The sequence below is a fragment of the Variovorax dokdonensis genome (genome assembly GCF_030316895.1).
GTDB classification, from domain to species: Bacteria; Pseudomonadota; Gammaproteobacteria; order Burkholderiales; family Burkholderiaceae_C; genus Variovorax; species Variovorax dokdonensis.
Map to the genome: position 1 here is coordinate 203,283 of NZ_JASZYV010000005.1, position 18,095 is coordinate 221,377.

Consider the following 18,095-nt stretch of genomic DNA (forward strand, 5'->3'; position numbering starts at 1 on the left):
CGATCAGCCGGGCTGCTTGACCACCCGCAGGTAGGGCTTGGGTGCCTTCCAGCCGTCGGGGAACAGCGCCTTTGCGTCGTCGTCGGACACCGATCCGGCGATGATCACATCGTCCCCATGCTTCCAGTTGGCAGGCGTCGCCACCTTGTGCGATGCGGTGAGCTGGATGGAATCGAGCGCCCGCAGGATCTCGTCGAAGTTGCGGCCGGTGGTCATCGGGTAGGTCATCATCAGCTTGATCTTCTTGTCGGGCCCGATGATGAACACGGTGCGCACCGTGGCGTTGGTGGCGGCGGTGCGGCCATCCGACGTGCCCGGCTCATCGGCCGGCAGCATGTTGTAGAGCTTGGCCACGACCAGGTCGGTGTCGCCGATCATGGGGTACTTGGGGCGATGGCCCTGCGTCTCCTCGATGTCGGTGGCCCAGCGGTCGTGCGCGTCGACCGGGTCGATCGACAGGCCGATCAGCTTGGTGTTGCGGCGGGTGAACTCCGGCTCGATCTTCGCCATGTAGCCGAGTTCGGTGGTGCAGACCGGCGTGAAGTCCTTGGGGTGCGAGAAGAGCACCACCCACTTGTCGCCGATCCAGTCATGGAACTGGATGCGACCCTGCGTGGTGTTGGCGCTGAAGTCCGGGGTGATGTCGTTGATGCGCAGTGACAAGGGACGCCTCCATCATGGTTTCGGGATTGGCAGTACACCACCATCGGCATGGCAGTGGCAACCATATCGATACAGCCACCGGCTATTAGCGGCGGGCCGTTCGTCGCCGCTACTTGTAGCTGCGCGCGTCCTCGATCACCTTGCCATCGTTGGGCAGCGTGCCCGGTTCGACGATGACGACTTCGCCGCGCAGCTTGGTCACCTCGCGGATCGCGTCCGCCGCACGTTCTGCCAAGCCCTCGGGCGCGCCCGCGCATTCGAGCTTGAGCGTCATGCGGTCCTGCGCCATCTCGCCTTCCACCACGAGGCGTGCGCGAAGCACGTCGGGGAACTGCCGAACCACCTGCGCGACCTGGCCGGGGTGCACGAACATGCCGCGAACCTTGGTGGTCTGGTCGGCGCGGCCCATCCATCCCTTGATGCGGGCATTGGTGCGGCCGGTGGGGCAGGTGCCGGGCAGGATGGCCGACAGGTCGCCGGTGCCGAAACGTACCAGCGGATAGTCCTGGTTGAAGAGCGTGGTCACCACCACTTCGCCCACTTCGCCTTCGGGCACCGGGTCGCCGGTGCCGGGGCGCACGATTTCCACCAGCACGCCTTCATCGATGACCAGGCCTTCACGCGCCTCGGTTTCGTAGGCGATGAGGCCCACGTCCGCGGTGGCGTAGCACTGCATCGCCTGCACGCCGCGTTCGGCGAGCCAATCTCGCAGGCTGGGCGGAAAGGCTTCGCCGGAGACGAGCGCCTTGCTCATGCACGAGATGTCGATCTGCTTCTCGGCCGCCTTCTCGATCAGGATCTTGAGGAAGCTTGGCGTGCCCGAATAGGCCTGTGGCCGCAGTTCGGCAATGGCGTCGAGCTGTTGCTCCGTCTGGCCCGTTCCGCCGGCGAACACGGTGCAGCCCAATGCGTGCGCGCCTGTCTCCATGATCGAGCCGGCGGGCGTCATGTGATAGCTGAAGGTGTTGTGCACCATCTCGCCCGCGCGGATGCCGGCGGCGAAGAGTGCGCGTGCCGTGCGCCAATAGTCCGGCGCGATGCCTTCGGGCTCGTAGATCGTTCCCGGGCTTGCGAACACGCGCCGCATGGCCGCGCCAGAACGGATGGCCGAGAAGCCGCCGAATGGGTCGGCCGGGCGCGTCGCCTTCTGCAAGTCCAGCAGTTCCGACTTGCGCGTGACCGGCAGTCGCGCGAGAGCCTCGCGCGACGTGATCGCCGCCGCGTCCACGCCGTCGAAGATGCGGGCAAACGCCGGCGCCGAGCGCTGCGCATGCGCGATCTGCAGCGCCAGCCGCGCCACCTGCGCACGTTCCCGCTCCTGCGGTTCCCGCGTTTCCAATGCGTCGTAGTACAGGCTCATGAAATGCCCAAGAAAAGAAAAGTCCGGTCAACCATTCGCGTGAAGCACGGTGGCCAGTGGCGCTAGGCCAGCCAGCGCTTGCGCCGCTTGTAGCTCTTGACGTCGCGAAAGCTCTTGCGGTCGCCACCGCCCATGCCCAGGTAGAACTCCTTGACGTCCTCGTTCTCGCGCAGGCCCTCGGCCGGTCCGTCCATCACGACGCGGCCGTTTTCGAGGATGTAGCCGTAGTCGGCATAGCGCAGCGCCATGCTGGTGTTCTGCTCGGCGAGCAGGAAGGTGACGCGCTCCTTCTCGTTGAGGTCCTTCACGATGGCGAAGACCTCGTCGACGATCTGCGGCGCCAGCCCCATCGACGGCTCGTCGAGCAGCACCATGCTGGGATTGGCCATCAGGGCGCGGCCGATGGCGCACATCTGCTGCTCGCCGCCCGAGGTGTAGGCGGCCTGGCTGGTGCGCCGGGTCTTCAATCGCGGGAAGTAGGCGTAGACCTTCTCCAGGTTGGCCGCCACTTCGCCGCGATCGCTGCGGGTGTATGCACCGGTCATCAGGTTTTCCTCGATGGTCAGGTGGGCGAAGCAGTGACGCCCCTCCATCACCTGAACCACCCCGCGGCGCACCAGATCGGCCGGCGAGAGGTTCTCGATCCGCTCGCCGCGCAGCTCGATGCTGCCCTTGGTGACTTCGCCCCGCTCGCCCTTGAGCAGGTTGGAAATGGCGCGCAGCGTGGTGGTCTTGCCGGCGCCATTGCCGCCCAGGAGCGCGACGATGCGGCCCTCGGGCACCTGCAGCGAAACGCCCTTGAGCACGAGGATCACGTGGTTGTAGATGACCTCGATGCCATTGACGTTCAGGACGATGTCGGGGCTGCTGCTCATGGCCGTGCCTCAGCTCCCGCAGTCTTCAGCCGAACGGCGGGTGATCTTCTTCTCGCCCGCGTACTTGTCGGCCGCGGCCTTGACCATCGGCTTGAGCAGCGAGTCGTCGGCCTGGTACCAGTCGGACATCTCGCCCCACTTGGCGCCGTCCCAGGTGTGGATGCGCGCCCAGGTCGAGCCCATGTGGTCCTGGCACGAGGTGCTGATCGGGCGCAGTACGCCGGCGAAGCCCAGCGCGTCGAGCTTCTTCTGGTCGAGCGCGAGGTTCTCCATGCCCCAGCGCACCTGCTCGCCGGTCATGACCTTGCCCTTGCCGAAGCGCTCCTGGGCGCGCTTGACGGCCTCGATCGTCAGCATCTGGATGATGACGCCGCGGGTGTAGAGCACCTGGCCCACCTCGTCGCGCGGCCCGGTGCCCTGGCCCTTGTCGTGCACGTTCTTCAGGATGTCCTGGATCACCTTGGGCTGCGTGCCGGCGGTGTTGAGCGCCAGTGCGTGGTAGCCCTTGGCGTTGGCGCCCACGTCCTTCACGTCAGGCTCGGCGCCGGCCCACCACACGCCATACATCTTGTCGCGCGGGTAGCCCGTGGCCACGGCTTCCTTCAAGGCGGTGGAGTTCATCACGCCCCAGCCCCACAGCATCACGTAGTCCGGACGCTGCTGGCGCACCTGCAGCCAGGCCGACTTCTGCTCCACGCCCGGCGCCGTCACCGGGATCAGCGACAGCTCGAAGCCATGCAGCTTGGCGCGTTCCTGCAGCAGCGGAATCGGCTCCTTGCCGAAAGGCGAATCGTGATAGACCAGCGCGATCTTCTTGCCCTTGAGCTTGTCGAGGCCGCCTTCGCGCTTGGCGATGTGCTGCACGAGGATGTCGGCGCCTGTCCAGTAGCTGCCCATGAGCGGGAAGTTCCACTTGAACACATTGCCGTCCTGGCTGGCCGACAGGCCGTAGCCCAGCGTGATCAGCGGGATCTTGTCGCTCGGCGCCTTGTCGGTCAGTGCGAAGGTGATGCCGGTGGACTGGGGGTCGAAGACGGCCACGCCGGGGCGGCTCTTGAGGCGCTCGTAGCACTCCACGCCCTTGTCCGTCGCGTAGCCCGTCTCGCATTCCTCGAACGCGATCTTCACGCCGTTGATGCCGCCCTGGCTGTTGACCAGCTTGATGTAGTCCTGCTTGCCGTTGGCCCAGGGCGTGCCGTTCGGTGCGTAGGGGCCGGTGCGATAGACCAGCAGCGGGAAGAACTGCTCCTTGGTGTCCTGCGCGACCGCCGGCGTCAGCGTGCCGGCCAGCGCCGCGGCCGCGGCAAAAGCAATGGCGAGAGATTTCATCTTCACGTTTGTCTCCTTATAGATTTCACTCAAACAGCCAACGAAACCAAACTGCAGCTGCACCCGGCGAGCGCAGCGAAGCCCCTTCGCGAACACCCGCGAAACCGGCTTCGCCGGGCCGCAGGGTGTGCCCCCTTCGAGGGGGTAGGCGGACCTGCGAAGCAGGGTAGCCTGGGGGTGTTCATCTCTAGTGCGGGAACGGCCACAGTCGCAGCTTCTCCTTGAATGTCGACCACAGCCGCGCCAGTCCGTGCGGCTCCACGATCAGGAAGAACACGATCAGCGCGCCGAACACCATGAACTCCAGGTGCGAGGCCAGCGCGGTCGAGATCGACAGGCCGAACCAGCCCGGCACCTGATTGAGGAAGATGGGCAGCAGCACGATGAAGGCCGCCCCGAAGATGCTGCCCATGATCGAGCCCAGCCCGCCGATGATCACCATGAACAGCAGCTGGAACGATCGGTCGATGCTGAAGGCGGCCGGCTCCCATGCGCCCAGGTGGATGAAGCCCCACAGCGCGCCGGCCACACCGACGATGAAGCTGCTGACCGCGAACGCCGACAGCTTGGCGTATACCGGCCGGATGCCAATCACCGCGGCGGCCACGTCCATGTCCCGGATCGCCATCCACTCGCGCCCGATCGCGCCGCGCACCAGGTTCTTGGTCAGCAGGCCGAACACCGCGAGGAAACTCAGGCACAGCAGGTACTTCTGCACCGGCGTCTCGATCGGCATGCCGAGCACGGACAGGCCCGCCACGCTGACCGAGCCCGATGCGGAGTTGTTGGTGAACCAGTTGATGCGAAGGAAAGCCCAGTCGGTGAAGAACTGGGCCGCCAGCGTCGCCACCGCCAGGTACAGGCCCTTGATGCGCAGGCTCGGAATGCCGAACAGAACCCCCACCAGCGTGGCCATCAGGCCGCCGAGCAGCAGCGACAGGATGAGCGGCATGCCGTCGATGCGCACATGGAAGTTGTAGGCCGCATAGGCGCCCACCGCCATGAAGGCGCCGGTGCCCAGCGAGATCTGTCCGCAATAGCCCACCAGCACGTTCAGGCCCAGGGCGGCCAGCGAAAGAATCAGGAAGGGCGTGAGGATGGCGCGCAGGAAGTATTCGGACGACAGCGCCGGCACGACGGCGAAGGCCAGCACCAGCAGCGCGATGATGGCGATGCGGTCCTGCAGGATCGGGAAGATCTGCAGGTCTGCGGCGTACGTCGTCTTGAACTGACCGTTTTCTCTGTACAGCATGCTCAGACCCGATCGATGATCTTCTCGCCGAACAGCCCCTGTGGCCGCACGAGGAGGAACAAGAGCGCCAGGACATAGGCGAACCAGATCTCGATCCCGCCGCCGAGCAGCGGGCCGATGTAGATCTCCGACAGCTTCTCGCCCACACCGATGAGCAGGCCGCCGATGATGGCGCCCGGCACCGAGGTGAGGCCGCCCAGGATCACCACCGGCAGCGCCTTCAAGGCCACCAGCGACAGCGAGAACTGCACGCCGAGCTTCGATCCCCAGATGATTCCGGCCACCAGCGCGACGAAGCCCGCCACCGACCACACGATCACCCAGATGCGCGACAGCGGAATGCCGATCGACTGCGCAGCCTGGTGATCGTCGGCCACCGCGCGCAACGCGCGGCCGGTGGCCGTCTTCTGGAAGAACAGCGCCAGCAGCAGCACCAGCGCGGCGGCCACCACCGCGGCAATCAAGTCTTCCTGCGACAGGAGCAGGCCGCCCTGGAAGGTGTCCTGCATCACCAGCAACGGCTCCTTCGGCATGCCGACGTTGATGGTGTAGATGTCGTTGCCGAACAGCGTCTGGCCTGCGCCGTCGAGGAAGTAGGTGATGCCCAGCGTGGCCATCAGCAGCGTGATACCTTCCTGGTTGACCAGCCGCGACAGCACCAGCCGCTCGATGATCCAGGCCACCGCCACCATCAGCACCATCGCGGTGGCGAAGGCCAGCACGTTGGCCAGGATCAGGTTGTCGAAGCCGAACCACTTGGGATACCACTCGGCAAAGCGCGCCATCGCCAGTGCCGCCAGCAGCACCATCGCGCCCTGCGCGAAATTGAAGACGCCCGACGCCTTGTAGATCAGCACGAAGCCCAGTGCGATCAATGAATACAGCATGCCCACCATGAGGCCGCCGAAAAGGGTTTCGAGGAAAAAGCCCATCAGTGCTCCGCTCCCAGGTATGCCGAAATCACTTCGGGGTTGTTCCGGACCTCGTCCGGCGTGCCGTCGCCGATCTTCTTGCCGTAGTCGAGCACCACGACGCGGTCGCTGATGTCCATCACCACGCCCATGTCGTGCTCGATCAGCACGATGGTGGTGCCGAACTCGTCATTCACGTCGAGCACGAAGCGGCTCATGTCCTGCTTCTCTTCGACGTTCATGCCGGCCATCGGCTCGTCCAGCAGCAGCACCTGCGGCTCCATGGCCAGGGCGCGGCCGAGGTCGACGCGCTTTTGCAGGCCATAGGGCAGGCGTCCGACGGGCGTCTTGCGCCAGGCCTGGATCTCCAGGAAGTCGATGATGTGCTCGACGAACTCGCGGTGGCGCAGTTCTTCGCGCTGGGCCGGGCCCCAGCGCAGCGCCTGCGCCAGGATGCCGCTCTTCATCTTCAGGTTGCGCCCGCTCATGATGTTGTCGAGCACGCTCATGCCCTTGAACAGGGCCAGGTTCTGGAATGTGCGTGCCACACCCATCTCGGCCACCTGGCGCGAGTTCATGTGCTTGAAGGTCTTGCCGCGGAAGGTGATCGAGCCCTGCTGCGGCGAGTACACGCCGTTGATGCAGTTGAGCATCGAGCTCTTGCCTGCGCCGTTGGGGCCGATGATGGCGCGCACCTCGTGCTCGCGCACGTCGAAGCTGATGTCGGTCAGCGCCTTCACGCCCCCGAAGCCCAGCGAGATGTTCTTCACCTCGAGGATGGGTTCGCCGATGCGCCGCGCCGGGCGCGATGAACCTTCGTCCTGCGCGGTGGCCTGCAGCGGTAGATCCATGGCGTTCATGCGGCGGCCCTCACGGCGGGATAGCGTTGCGCCGGCACGATCTTGAGCGTGGCGCTCACCGAGCCGGTGCGCCCGTCCTCGAACTTCACCTGCGTCTCGATGTGCTGCTCGCTCTTGCCGCTGTACAAGGCGTCGATCAGCACGCCGTACTTCTGCGCGATGTGGCCGCGCCGCACCTTGCGCGTGCGGGTCAGCTCGTCGTCGTCAGGGTCCAGCTCCTTGTGCAGCACCAGGAAGCGCGCGATCTGCGTGTCGGCCATGCCTTCTTCGGCGGCCAGGTCGGCGTTGACCTGGCCGATGCACTCGGCAATCAGGTTCAGCACCTCGGGCTTGCCGGCCAGGTCCACGTAGCCGCCATAGGGCATGCCGCGCCGTTCGGCCCAGTTGCCGACGGCCTCGTAGTCGATGTTGATGAAGGCGCAGACCTCGTCGCGCTGGTGGCCGAAGCACACGGCTTCCTTGATCTGCGGGAAGAACTTCAGCTTGTTCTCGATGTAGTTGGGCGCGAACATGGCGCCGCCGTTCATGCGGCCCACGTCCTTCGCGCGGTCGATGATGCGCAGGTGGCCTTCGCTGTCGATCACGCCCGCGTCGCCGGTGTGGAAGAAGCCCTGGTCATCGAGCACTTCGGCCGTCGCATCGGGGCGCTTGTAGTACTCCTTGAGCACCGACACGCCACGCACCAGCACTTCGCCGTTGTCCGCGATCTTCAGTTCCATGCCGGGCGCCGCCGTGCCGACGCTCGTGAGCTTGACCTTGCCGTCCTGCTGCAGGCAGACGTAGGCGCAGGTCTCGGTCTGGCCGTAGAACTGCTTGAGGTTCACGCCGATGGATCGGTAGAAGCGGAACAGGTCCGGCCCGATCGCGGCGCCGGCCGTGTAGGCCACGCGGATGCGGCTCATGCCCAGCACGTTGCGAAGCGGCCCGTAGATGAGCAGGTCGCCCAGCTTGTAGAGCAGCCGGTCCTTGAGCGAGACGTCGCCGCCGCCCAGGATGTCGGCGCCAACGCGGCGCGCCAGCGCCATGCACTTGGCATAGAGCCAGCGCTTGGGCGCGGCGGCGTCCTCCATGCGGATCGACACCGAGGTGAGCAGGCCTTCGAAGGTGCGCGGCGGGCCGAAGTAGTAGCTCGGGCCGATCTCGCGCATGTCGCCCATCACCGTTTCCGCCGACTCGGGGCAGTTGAGCGTGAAGCCGCCCGCCAGCCATTGCGCGACCGAGAACAGGTGATCGCCTACCCAGGCCATCGGCAGGTAGCTCATGATGTTGTCGCCCGGGCCCAGGCGGTCGGACTGCACGCCGCCGCGGCCGGCGGCGATGAAGCTGGCATGCGTCTGGCACACGCCCTTGGGCCTGCCGGTGGTGCCCGAGGTGTAGAGGATCACGCCCACGTCGTCGGACTGCACGCTGGCCACGCACCGCTCGAAGTGGTCCGGGTGCTGGGCGTCGAAGGCGCGGCCGCGCTCGCGCAACTGCTCCAGGCTCATCAGGCCGGGCTGGTCATAGTGGCGCAGGCCGCGCGGGTCGTCGTAGATGATGTGCGCCAGCCCGGGCCACTGTTCGCGGCACTCCAGCAGCTTGTCGACCTGCTCCTGGTCCTCGGCAATGACGAACTCGACGGACGCGTCCTGCAGCATGAACACCATCTCGCCGGCCACCGCGTCCTGGTAGAGCGGCACCGGCACGCCACGCAGGCTTTGCGCAGCGATCATCGCCAGGTAGAGCTGCGGGCGATTGGCGCCGACGATCGCCAGGTTGTGGTGGGCCTCGAAGCCCAGGCTGGCCAGGCCGCAGGCCATCTCCCGAACTTCGAGGGCGGCCTGTTTCCAGGTCCACGTCTGCCAGATGCCAAGGTCTTTTTCGCGCATGGCGGGCGCGTCGGGCTGGTGGGCCGCGTGGTCGGCCAGCAGGCGTGGAAAGGTGGTGGCGTGGTCCATGTACGGCATAGGTTCGTGGCGGAATGTAAAACCGCGCTTTGACGCCATGTTGTCGTTCCAACGACAATCCTAGGGAAGCTACTCCCCGGAGTTTCCCGATGCAGTCAGTCGCCGATCCGATCCCCGCCTTCCCTCGTGCGAGCAACGCGCATGGGCCGGGCGGCGCGTCGCTTCGTGAGCGTGTGCGTGCGGCCAAGCCGTCAGAACTCGAAGGCGTGCCCTGGCTGCGCGCGCTGGCGCCAGCGGAGCGCGAACGTGCGCAGGCGGCGATCGTCGTGGGCGACGCGGAGCCCGGCGACCTGGTGTGCCGCGTGGGCCGCCCGCCGACCTACTGGTTCGGCGTGGTCGAGGGCCTGCTCAAGATGAGCAAGGACAGCGCCGACGGCAGCTCGATGACCTACAGCGGCCTGTCGTCGGGCGGCTGGTTCGGCGAAGGCACGGCGCTCAAGCGCGAGGCCTACCGCTACGACATCCAGGCCCTGCGGCGCAGCGTGGTCGCCGGCTTGCCGATCGACGACTTTCATTGGCTGCTCGATCACTCGATCGGCTTCAATCGCTTCGTCATGAACCAGCTCAACGAGCGCCTGGGCCAGTTCATCGCGGCGCGCGAAGCGGACCGGCTGAACAACCCGGATGCGCGCGTGGCCCGCAACCTGGCCCAGTTGTTCAACCCGGTGCTGTTTCCGGGCGTCGGTGAGCTGCTGCGCATCACGCAGCAGGAATTGGCTTATCTGGTGGGCCTGTCGCGCCAGCGCGTGAACGAGGCGCTGCGCACCTTGCAGGCGCGCGGCGCGATCGAAGTGGAGTACGGCGGTGTGCGTGTGCTGGACCTGGCCGCGCTGCGGCGCGGCGGAGAGAGAGAGGACGGGTCCGCCTAGGACCCTTCCACCATCACCGTCTCGCCCTGCAGCTTGCCCTCGTCGCGGATGTTGTTGCGGTGCTTGCGCCAGCCGCGCCAGGTGCGCTTGGGGTTGAACACGGCGATCACGTAATACAGGATCTTGAAGCGGCGCAGCCCCCACCACATCGGGGTGTTGCCGTAGATGTCGCCGGCCAGCAGCGACATCAATGCCTCCTTCACGCGGCCCACGTTGTTGGGGTGCATGAACATGTCGCGGATGGTCGGGCTGGTGGCGCGGTAGATGAACCACGAATACTCGCGCGGCCCCTTGCGCATGGTGGTCTCGAAGTCGGCCCGGGCGCGCGCCAGCGCAGCAGGCCGATCGAGCGCGGTGGCCACCACCTCGGCGCCGTCGAAGGCGCTGTGCATGGCCAGGTACACGCCCGAGGAGAACATCGGATCGATGAAGGTGAACGCGTCGCCCAGCATCAGGTACCGGTCGCCGGTGGCGTGCGTGCCCGTGTACGAGAAGTTGCCGGTGGCGTGGATCTTGTCTTCGACCAGTTCGGCGTCCTTGAGCCGGTCGAACAGCTCCGGGCACATGGCCAGGGTGTCGAAGAAGTAGTCCTTGAGCGGCTTGTCGCGCGCCTTCAGGTAGTAGGGCCAGCAGACCGCGCCGACGCTGGTGGTGCCGTCGGCCAGCGGAATGAACCAGAACCAGCCATGCGGGAACCAGCAGATGCTGATGTTGCCCTCGCGCTTGCCTTCGAGCCGCCGCGCGTTGCGGAAGTGGCCGAACAGGGCGGTGCTGTTGTGGTCGGGATTCTTCTTCTTGCTGCGCAGCTTGTTGGCCAGGTAGGTGTCGCGCCCGCTGGCATCGACCACGAAGCGGGCGCGCCAGCGGCGCACCGTGCCGTCGTCCGAACGCGCCTCGACATTGGCGCCCTCGGCGTCGAACTTCACGTCGTGCACGCGGCAGCCTTCGAGCGTCGTTGCACCGCGCGCGGCGGCGTTGCGAAACAGGATCTCGTCCATGTCGGAGCGGCGAACCTGCCAGGACGAAGGCATGCTCTTGTTCCAGGCATCGGCGAACTCGACGTAGCTGCGATGCTCATGCTCCAGCGAGACGAACTCGATGCCCCACTTCTTCATGCCGATGGCATCGATCTGGTCATGCACGCCAAGGCGGCGGAACAGTTCGACGTTGGCCGGCAGCAGCGATTCGCCGATGTGAAAGCGTGGGTGATGGTCCTTCTCGATCAGCACCACTTCGCGGCCTTGCTGCGCGAGCAGGGCGGCGATCGTCGATCCGGCGGGGCCTCCGCCGATCACGAGCACATCGCAGGCTTCGATCGGGGCTTGTGTCTGGATGCTGGCGGTGGTGGTTTCTGCGGTCGATGGTTCCATGTGCAATGCGTTCTGCAAAAAAGTGTGGCGCGCTGACTGGGCGGCAGCCACGTCAGCATAACGCGGCGATGCGCCGCTTCGCGGAGACGACCGCGCGTTTGGCCGAGGGGCATGCTCAGTGCCCGAACAGCCGCCGCAAGGGCCCGTCGGGGTTTTCTGCCTTGCTCGGCGGCCGGGCGTTGGCTGCACCGGCACCGCCTTCGTAGGCGGTCTCGCAGGGGTTGGGATCGGTCGCGCGACCGAGCAGCCGCTCGCCGAGCAGCGACAGGCCACTGGTGGCAACCGCGGCGCCGATGCTCAGCGCCTCGCGCGCGGTGCCCGCCAGGTTCACCTGGACCTTGGGCGCGGCGAAGGTGCCGCCGATCTTGGCCACGCCGGCCAGGGCCGATGGGTCGAGGCCGGTGCCCTTGCGGACGGTGGGGCGCATCGCCAGTTCGAGCTGCTCGGTGCCCAGGTCGATCACGCCGGACATGACGACGTCCACGCGCTCGCTTTCCACCGCGATCGATCGGTCGACCACGATCTGCCCCTGGCGCACCGGCAGGCGCGCGGCCGCGCAGCGGATCTGCACGCGCTCGGATGAATCGCGCAATGGCGTGAGCAGGTGAAGCAATGCCGCCACGAGGTCGCCCGGGCCGTGGGCGAGGGTCGTGCCGGCCGTGCTGGCCGAACCCATCTTGAGGCGGACTTCGCCATTGAGCGACGCCGCCAGCGAACGCAGCGAATGGCCGGTGCCGGTGAGGCGGGCATCGATGTCGGTGCGCCCGCCCGAGATCGGTGCCTCGCGCCGCAGCACGGCCAGCAGCGCATCCATCGCGACGCCGCGCGCCTGCAGGTTCATGGTGGCCTGAGGGGCGACCGCCACGCTGCCGGCAGGCTGCTGCCACCGACCCGACAGCTTGAAGTTGCCGCGCGCCAGGCCGAACGCCAGTTGGTCCACGTCGATGCGATCGGCCAGGCTGCTGCCGGACGCATGCACCGAGATCAACTCCAGTCCGTTGGGCAGCACGAGCCGCTCGGCGCGCAGGTCGGCCTGGATGGCCAGCGCGGGAATATGAAGCCTGGGCAGCGGCGCATCGGAGAGCAAGCGGCCATCGACCGGCTGCCGCACGACCGGGTTGGTGCGCGCCGATGGATAGAGCCGCGCGAGGTCCAGCCCATCGGCATGCAGGTTCAGTTGCAGCGTGGCTGGCTTGTTGTTGCGGTTCCACTCGACCTGGCCGGCAACCGTCTGGCCCTGGCTCGTCAGTTCGAACGGCTTGGCCACCAGGTGGTGGCCTTGCCAGTCGACTTCCGCGTTCAGCTGCGCGGGCATCGGCACGGCCAGGCGCATACCCAGGATGGCTTCCAGGGCGTTGGTGCGACGCAAGTCGGCATCGATCTTCAGCCGGCCCTGGCCAGCCCGGTCGCCGAGGTCGAGCGCGCCCTCCACATCGATGTTGGCGCCGTCCAGCACCAGGGCCAGGTCGATCGGGATGCTGCGCGCCTGGGTGACGGCGTCGCGCTCCATGCCGACCTGCCCGGTGGCCTCGACCGCCTGTTCGCGCCACTTGCCCTTGGTGGTCACCTGCCAGCGCCTGGAGGCTTCGGTCTGCGACAGGGCCAGCGTTTCGATGTCGATGACGGTGCCGGGCCCGGCTTGCGCTGAGCGGCCATTGCGCAGGCGGATGCGGCTGTCGCGAATCGTCAGCTCCGCCAGCCCGAGTCGGATCGCGCCGGCCGTTCGCTCGCCAGGGCGGGCAAGGGCACGGTCGTCGCCGGTCGACTGGGCCGAGGCGAAGTTCCAGTTGCCCAGTCCTTGAGCGTCGGTTTCCAGAAGCAGATCGGCGTCGGACAGCTCGATGCGGCCGATCTCTACGTTTCGCTGCAAGAGCGGCATGAGCGCCACATCCATGCGCAGGCTGCCGATGCGGGCCATGTCCGGCTGCGAGCCCCACGGCGCATTGCCCAGCCGCACACCGGTGGCCTCGAGCGCAATGCGCGGTAGCAGTTTCAGGCGCAGCGGCCCATCCACGGCGAAAGTGCGACCGGTCGCGGCCATGACTTCGCGCTCGACCCGGGCCAGCACCGCATTGCCGTCGATGCCGCGCATCAACAGCCAGCCGCACGCACCCAGCAGCAGCGCAAGCAGCGCCGAGCCGAGCAGCAGGACGCGCAGCCATCGTCTTTTCATGAGGGACCCGATTTCAGGAACTCGCGATTGTTACGCCTATTGTTTGCGTTTTGTGCAGGTTCCGTGCCGACCTCGACCCGCCGGGCCCGCCGCCCGTGCTGATGGACAATCGCCCGATGACCGAAGATGCCTCCCTGGTGCGCCTGAACAAACGCATGGCCGAGCTGGGCCTTTGCTCCCGCCGCGAGGCCGACGACTGGATCGAGCGCGGCTGGGTGCGCGTCAACGGCGCTCCGGCGGCCATGGGCGTGAAAGTCGGGCCGCAGGACCGGATCGAGGTCGACCGCGCCGCGCGCGGCGAGCAGGCGACGCGGGTCACCATCCTGCTGCACAAGCCCATCGGCTACGTCAGCGGCCAGGCGGAAGACGGCCACCAGCCGGCCGCAACGCTGGTGCAGCCGCGCAACCACTGGAAGGGCGACACGAGCCATCACCGCTTCGCGCCGGCCCAACTGCGCGGTCTGGCCCCGGCCGGCCGGCTGGACATCGATTCGGTGGGCCTGCTGGTGCTCACGCAGGATGGCCGGGTGGCGCGCCAACTGATCGGCGAGGATTCCGAGGTCGAGAAGGAATACCTGGTGCGGGTGGCCTACGGGCCGATCACCAGCAACCCGCAGGCGTCCTTTCCGCGCGAGCAACTGGCTCGCCTGCGCCACGGCCTCAGCCTGGACGGCCAGCCGCTCAAGCCCGCGGTGGTGGATTGGCAGAACCCCGAACAGCTGCGCTTCGTCCTGACCGAGGGCAAGAAGCGGCAGATCCGCCGCATGTGCGAACTGGTGGGCCTGAAGGTGGTGGGCCTCAAGCGCATCCGCATCGGTCGGGTCATGCTGGGCAACCTGCCGCAGGGGCAGTGGCGCTATCTCGGGCCGCAAGAGCGTTTCTAGACCACTCGAAAGGACCTTGTCTTGGCACTCGATCGCGGCCCCTTGTTCGACATTCGCGACCCGCGTTTCATGGCGTTGACGCTGGGCAACGTGCACCTCGAGAAACTGCACACCGGTTGCCGCTGGTCCGAAGGGCCGGCCTGGTTTGCGGCGGGCCGCTACATGGTGTGGTCGGACATTCCGAACGACCGCATGCTGCGCTGGGACGAAACCGATGGCTCGGTCTCGGTGTTCCGCCAGCCCGCGCTCAATACCAACGGGCATGCCGTGGACCGCGAAGGTCGACTGGTTTCGTGCGAGCACCGCGGGCGCTGCATCTCGCGAACCGAGCATGACGGTTCGCGCCGCGTGCTGGTCTCGCACGTCGAAGGCAGGCGCCTGAACTCTCCGAACGACGTGGTGGTGAAGTCCGACGGCAGCATCTGGTTCACCGACCCGACCTACGGCATCGACAGCGACTACGAAGGCGATGCCGCGCCCAGCGAGATCGGTGCGTCGCGCGTCTACCGGATCTCGCCGGACGGCACGGACGTGCGCTGCGTGGCCGACGGGTTCGTGCAGCCCAACGGCCTGGCCTTCTCGCCCGACGAAAGCCTCCTCTACGTCGCCGACACGGGCGCCACGCACCAGGCCGACGGGCCGCGCCACATCCGGCACTTCGATCTGAGCAGCGATGGCGCCAGCCTGTCCGGCGGCGAGGTGCTGGCCCGCTGCGAGGCCGGTCTCTTCGATGGCTTTCGCGTCGATGCGAAGGGCCACCTGTGGTGCAGCGCCGGCGATGGCGTGCACTGCATCGCACCGGACGGCACGCTGCTGGGCAAGGTGTTGGTGCCCGAGGTGGTGGCCAACGTCTGCTTCGGCGGCGCCAAGCGCAACCGCCTGTTCATCTGCGCCACGACCTCGCTCTACGCGATCTACCTGAACACGCGCGGCGCGACCTGGCCCGCCCGCTAGGCGAAGCGTCGGCTGCATCGCTCATGCAGCACTAAGAATTCCCCTCTATGCTGTCGCGCGGCCGCGCCGTGCCGCGTCATACGGCGCAGAAGGGCGATCCGTGCGGGTACTTTTGGCTGAAGACGATGAGATGCTCGGCAGGGGCCTTGCCCAGGCGCTGGCGGGCGCCGGCTGGTCGGTGGACTGGGTACGCGACGGCGCCTTGGCCAGCAGCGCGCTGGCCGACGGGGGCTACACCTGCATGCTGCTCGATCTGGGCCTGCCGGGACAAGACGGCACCGAGGTCCTGCGCCGTGCCCGCCAGCGTGGCGACAAGACGCCGGTGATCGTGCTGACCGCGCGCGACGGGCTCGACGACCGCGTTCTGGGCCTCGACCTGGGTGCCGACGACTACCTGCTCAAGCCCTTTGCCTTTCGTGAACTGGCGGCGCGCATGCGCGCGGTGGTGCGGCGGCGAGACGGCAGCGCCCATTCGCTGATCGGCGGTGATGCGCTGCGGCTGGACCTGAGCACGCGCGAAGCCTTTTTGGCCGGACGCGACGAGGCGCTGGTGCTCACGGCGCGCGAATTCGCGCTGCTGCATGCGCTGCTGGAACGCCCCGGCGCCATCCTCTCGCGCGAACAGCTCGAAAACCGCATCTACGGCTGGGGCGAGGAGGTGACCAGCAATGCCATCGACGTGCTGATCCATGGCATGCGCCGCAAGCTGGGAACGGATGTGATTCGCAACGTGCGCGGATTGGGATGGCGGGTACCGGCGGCTCAGGCCCCGGCGAATCCGTGAGCATCGTGCGCCGGCCGAAAGCCCTGGGCCGACGGCTGTGGTGGTCGCTGGTGGCATTGCATCTCGCGGCATCGGCGTTGACGGCCTTCTATTCCTATCGGGCCTATACGCGATTGATTGGCACCTTCATGGATGAGCAGATGCGCGTGGTGGCCGACTCCTATGCCGGTGCCAAGCCGCGCGCCATCGCGCCGCTGCCTTCGGTGCGAGCACTGGACAGTGGCGCCTTCCTGGTCCAGTTGTGGAATTCGGATGGCACGGTCTTGCTTGCGAGTTCGTGGCCGATGCCGGTCGTGCCGCTGCAGTCCGGCGACGCGGGCTTTCGCACCGTGCTGCAGGCCGGTCCTCAGGGCGAGGAGGAAAGCTGGCGCGTCTACACCGCCCCGGGCGACGCCCACCCGGCGCATTCGCGCGTCCAGGTCCTGCAAAGCGTGGCGTTCCGCCAGCAGCGCGCCAGGCATCGGGCCTGGATCGAAAGTCTTCCGCTGGTGCTGCTGCTTCCGCTGTCGCTGGGCGTGCTCTGGCTGATCGTCTCCTCCGCGTCGCGCACGCTGCGCGTCGCCGCGCGCGAGATGGCGGCGCAGGACGTTCAAAGGCCCACCGAACTCCCGCTCGATCGCGTTCCCGAGGAATTCGGGCCGCTGGTCGCCGCTTTCAACACGCTGCTGGCGCGCTTGCGCGACGCGCTCGGAAGCCAACGGCGGTTCATCCAGGACGCCGCGCACGAGCTGCGCACACCGATCGCGGCGATCGGCATCCAGGTCGACAACCTGCGCGCATCGATTCCGCCGGACACGGAAGCGGCGGACCGCCTTGCGCAACTGGAGGCTGGCGTGGTGCGAACCCGGCACATGGTCGAGCAGCTGCTGCGCTCGTCGCGCCAGGACATGTCGGACGCGACGCCAGACGATGTCCCCCAGGCCGATCTGGCGGTGGTGCTTCGCGACAGCGTGGGTCAGCTGATGCCGCTGGCCGATCGCCGGCGGATCGACGTGGGCTTCGAAGGCCGGATCCAGGACGCGGCGCTGCGGCGCGTGGGCGCGCCGGAGGGGCAGTTGCGTACGGTCTTCGACAACCTGATCGACAACGCGGTGCGCTACACGCCCGAGGGCGGCGTTGTCGACGTGCGCCTGTGGCTGGACAAGGGGTCTCCGGTGGTGGAGGTGATCGACAGCGGCCCGGGCATCGCGCCCGAATCGATCGGACGGGCCTTCGACCGGTTCTTCCGCGTACCGGGGGCGCCGGCTGGCGGCAGCGGCCTGGGGCTGTCGATCGCGCAGGCCGCCGCGCGGCGCTGCGGCCTGCGCATCGGCCTGCGCAACCGCGAGGATGCGCCCGGCTTGATCGCCCGCGTCGACGTGCTGGCGTCAGGGCAGCGCTGAGCCCTTGCTCATGCTGCGCTAAGTCTTTGCTCAGCAAGCGCTCATTCAGCCTGCCTAGAGTGGCCTCGGGGACGTCGCCGCATCCCGCGGAGTGCCCCGACCGAGCATTCATCCGAGGAGAACATGATGCGCAACTTGTTTATCTCAGCCGGCCTGGTCTGCGCGGCGGCCACCCTTGCCACCGGGGCCGCACTGGCCCAGCAGCAACCCATGGTCAGCGACGGCGGCGACTATCGACCGATGGCAGTCAGCATGTCCGAGCGGCCGGAGGTGGCCCAAGGCGCGCGCGACGCTGCGCGCACATCCAATGGCGCGGGCACGGAGTCCATCGGCAGTTCTACGTCGCTGCCGCTGACCAGTGGGGTCGGCGCAGACTTGGCGGCGCGGGGAGCGCTGGAGTCGGCGCGGGCATCCAATGGCGCGGGCTCTGAAGTGATCGGCGGCTCGACCTCGCCGATGCCGCTGCGCGGCGCCGGCGGCTGA

Annotated in this window: 16 protein-coding genes; 6 read left to right on the top strand and 10 right to left on the bottom strand. The window is 67.3% G+C overall.

The window, feature by feature from the left end; all coding sequences use genetic code 11:
- Positions 1–3: 3 nt before the first annotated feature.
- The 8 genes from QTH91_RS21315 to QTH91_RS21350 form a co-directional block, all read right to left on the bottom strand.
- Positions 4–663: a peroxiredoxin gene (locus QTH91_RS21315; protein WP_286662152.1), complete on the bottom strand. Its 660-nt coding sequence runs from the start codon at positions 661–663 to the stop codon at positions 4–6.
- Between the two features lie 109 nt (positions 664–772).
- Entirely contained in the window at positions 773–2,023 is a 1,251-nt protein-coding gene (locus QTH91_RS21320; RefSeq protein ID WP_286662153.1) for a phenylacetate--CoA ligase family protein, read from the bottom strand.
- Between the two features lie 62 nt (positions 2,024–2,085).
- The gene (locus QTH91_RS21325) at positions 2,086–2,898 is read right to left on the bottom strand and encodes an ABC transporter ATP-binding protein (RefSeq protein WP_286662154.1); all 813 of its coding nucleotides are present in this window, start codon (positions 2,896–2,898) and stop codon (positions 2,086–2,088) included.
- A 9-nt stretch (positions 2,899–2,907) separates the two neighbouring features.
- Positions 2,908–4,227, bottom strand: a complete 1,320-nt coding sequence (locus QTH91_RS21330; protein WP_301334719.1) for an ABC transporter substrate-binding protein — start codon at positions 4,225–4,227, stop codon at positions 2,908–2,910.
- Positions 4,228–4,414: 187 nt separating this feature from the next.
- On the bottom strand, positions 4,415–5,479 hold the full coding sequence (locus QTH91_RS21335) for a branched-chain amino acid ABC transporter permease (RefSeq protein WP_286662156.1): 1,065 nt from the start codon (positions 5,477–5,479) through the stop codon (positions 4,415–4,417).
- A gap of 2 nt (positions 5,480–5,481) precedes the next feature.
- Positions 5,482–6,411, bottom strand: a complete 930-nt coding sequence (locus tag QTH91_RS21340) for a branched-chain amino acid ABC transporter permease (RefSeq protein ID WP_286662157.1) — start codon at positions 6,409–6,411, stop codon at positions 5,482–5,484.
- Positions 6,411–7,241, bottom strand: coding sequence for an ABC transporter ATP-binding protein (locus QTH91_RS21345; protein WP_286662206.1), 831 nt, complete (start codon positions 7,239–7,241; stop codon positions 6,411–6,413). The genes QTH91_RS21340 and QTH91_RS21345 overlap by 1 nt, the downstream gene beginning before the upstream one ends.
- Before the next feature lie 5 nt (positions 7,242–7,246).
- Entirely contained in the window at positions 7,247–9,187 is a 1,941-nt protein-coding gene (locus QTH91_RS21350) for an AMP-dependent synthetase/ligase (protein WP_286662158.1), read from the bottom strand.
- A gap of 98 nt (positions 9,188–9,285) precedes the next feature.
- Between QTH91_RS21350 and QTH91_RS21355 the strand changes: the two genes are divergently transcribed.
- A complete protein-coding gene (locus tag QTH91_RS21355; protein ID WP_286662159.1) occupies positions 9,286–10,065 on the top strand; it encodes a Crp/Fnr family transcriptional regulator in 780 nt (259 codons plus the stop codon).
- Here the strand turns inward: QTH91_RS21355 and QTH91_RS21360 are convergent.
- A complete protein-coding gene (locus QTH91_RS21360; RefSeq protein WP_286662160.1) occupies positions 10,062–11,435 on the bottom strand; it encodes an NAD(P)/FAD-dependent oxidoreductase in 1,374 nt (457 codons plus the stop codon). The two genes, QTH91_RS21355 and QTH91_RS21360, sit on opposite strands and share 4 nt — an antisense overlap.
- Before the next feature lie 115 nt (positions 11,436–11,550).
- Entirely contained in the window at positions 11,551–13,608 is a 2,058-nt protein-coding gene (locus tag QTH91_RS21365) for an AsmA family protein (protein WP_286662161.1), read from the bottom strand.
- 116 nt (positions 13,609–13,724) lie between these two features.
- Between QTH91_RS21365 and QTH91_RS21370 the strand changes: the two genes are divergently transcribed.
- The 5 genes from QTH91_RS21370 (at position 13,725) to QTH91_RS21390 (ending at position 18,095) form a co-directional block, all read left to right on the top strand.
- Positions 13,725–14,492 (top strand): pseudouridine synthase, encoded by a 768-nt coding sequence (locus QTH91_RS21370; RefSeq protein WP_286662162.1) that lies wholly within the window; start codon positions 13,725–13,727, stop codon positions 14,490–14,492.
- Between the two features lie 69 nt (positions 14,493–14,561).
- On the top strand, positions 14,562–15,446 hold the full coding sequence (locus QTH91_RS21375; protein ID WP_286662207.1) for an SMP-30/gluconolactonase/LRE family protein: 885 nt from the start codon (positions 14,562–14,564) through the stop codon (positions 15,444–15,446).
- A 100-nt stretch (positions 15,447–15,546) separates the two neighbouring features.
- Positions 15,547–16,230 (top strand): response regulator, encoded by a 684-nt coding sequence (locus QTH91_RS21380; RefSeq protein WP_286662163.1) that lies wholly within the window; start codon positions 15,547–15,549, stop codon positions 16,228–16,230.
- On the top strand, positions 16,227–17,612 hold the full coding sequence (locus QTH91_RS21385; protein WP_286662164.1) for an ATP-binding protein: 1,386 nt from the start codon (positions 16,227–16,229) through the stop codon (positions 17,610–17,612). Before QTH91_RS21380 ends, QTH91_RS21385 begins: the two co-directional genes overlap by 4 nt.
- Before the next feature lie 126 nt (positions 17,613–17,738).
- The gene (locus QTH91_RS21390) at positions 17,739–18,095 is read left to right on the top strand and encodes a hypothetical protein (RefSeq protein ID WP_286662165.1); all 357 of its coding nucleotides are present in this window, start codon (positions 17,739–17,741) and stop codon (positions 18,093–18,095) included.

Bases quoted from the DNA above. Each gene is read 5' to 3' on its own strand.
- QTH91_RS21370 (WP_286662162.1), top strand. From the start codon at position 13,725: ATGACCGAAGATGCCTCCCTGGTGCGCCTGAACAAACGCATGGCCGAG.
- QTH91_RS21365 (WP_286662161.1), bottom strand. From the start codon at position 13,608: ATGAAAAGACGATGGCTGCGCGTCCTGCTGCTCGGCTCGGCGCTGCTT.
- QTH91_RS21355 (WP_286662159.1), top strand. From the start codon at position 9,286: ATGCAGTCAGTCGCCGATCCGATCCCCGCCTTCCCTCGTGCGAGCAAC.
- QTH91_RS21335 (WP_286662156.1), bottom strand. From the start codon at position 5,479: ATGCTGTACAGAGAAAACGGTCAGTTCAAGACGACGTACGCCGCAGAC.
- QTH91_RS21320 (WP_286662153.1), bottom strand. From the start codon at position 2,023: ATGAGCCTGTACTACGACGCATTGGAAACGCGGGAACCGCAGGAGCGG.
- QTH91_RS21360 (WP_286662160.1), bottom strand. From the start codon at position 11,435: ATGGAACCATCGACCGCAGAAACCACCACCGCCAGCATCCAGACACAA.
- QTH91_RS21375 (WP_286662207.1), top strand. From the start codon at position 14,562: ATGGCGTTGACGCTGGGCAACGTGCACCTCGAGAAACTGCACACCGGT.
- QTH91_RS21330 (WP_301334719.1), bottom strand. From the start codon at position 4,227: ATGAAATCTCTCGCCATTGCTTTTGCCGCGGCCGCGGCGCTGGCCGGC.
- QTH91_RS21390 (WP_286662165.1), top strand. From the start codon at position 17,739: ATGCGCAACTTGTTTATCTCAGCCGGCCTGGTCTGCGCGGCGGCCACC.
- QTH91_RS21340 (WP_286662157.1), bottom strand. From the start codon at position 6,411: ATGGGCTTTTTCCTCGAAACCCTTTTCGGCGGCCTCATGGTGGGCATG.
- QTH91_RS21345 (WP_286662206.1), bottom strand. From the start codon at position 7,241: ATGGATCTACCGCTGCAGGCCACCGCGCAGGACGAAGGTTCATCGCGC.
- QTH91_RS21350 (WP_286662158.1), bottom strand. From the start codon at position 9,187: ATGGACCACGCCACCACCTTTCCACGCCTGCTGGCCGACCACGCGGCC.
- QTH91_RS21325 (WP_286662154.1), bottom strand. From the start codon at position 2,898: ATGAGCAGCAGCCCCGACATCGTCCTGAACGTCAATGGCATCGAGGTC.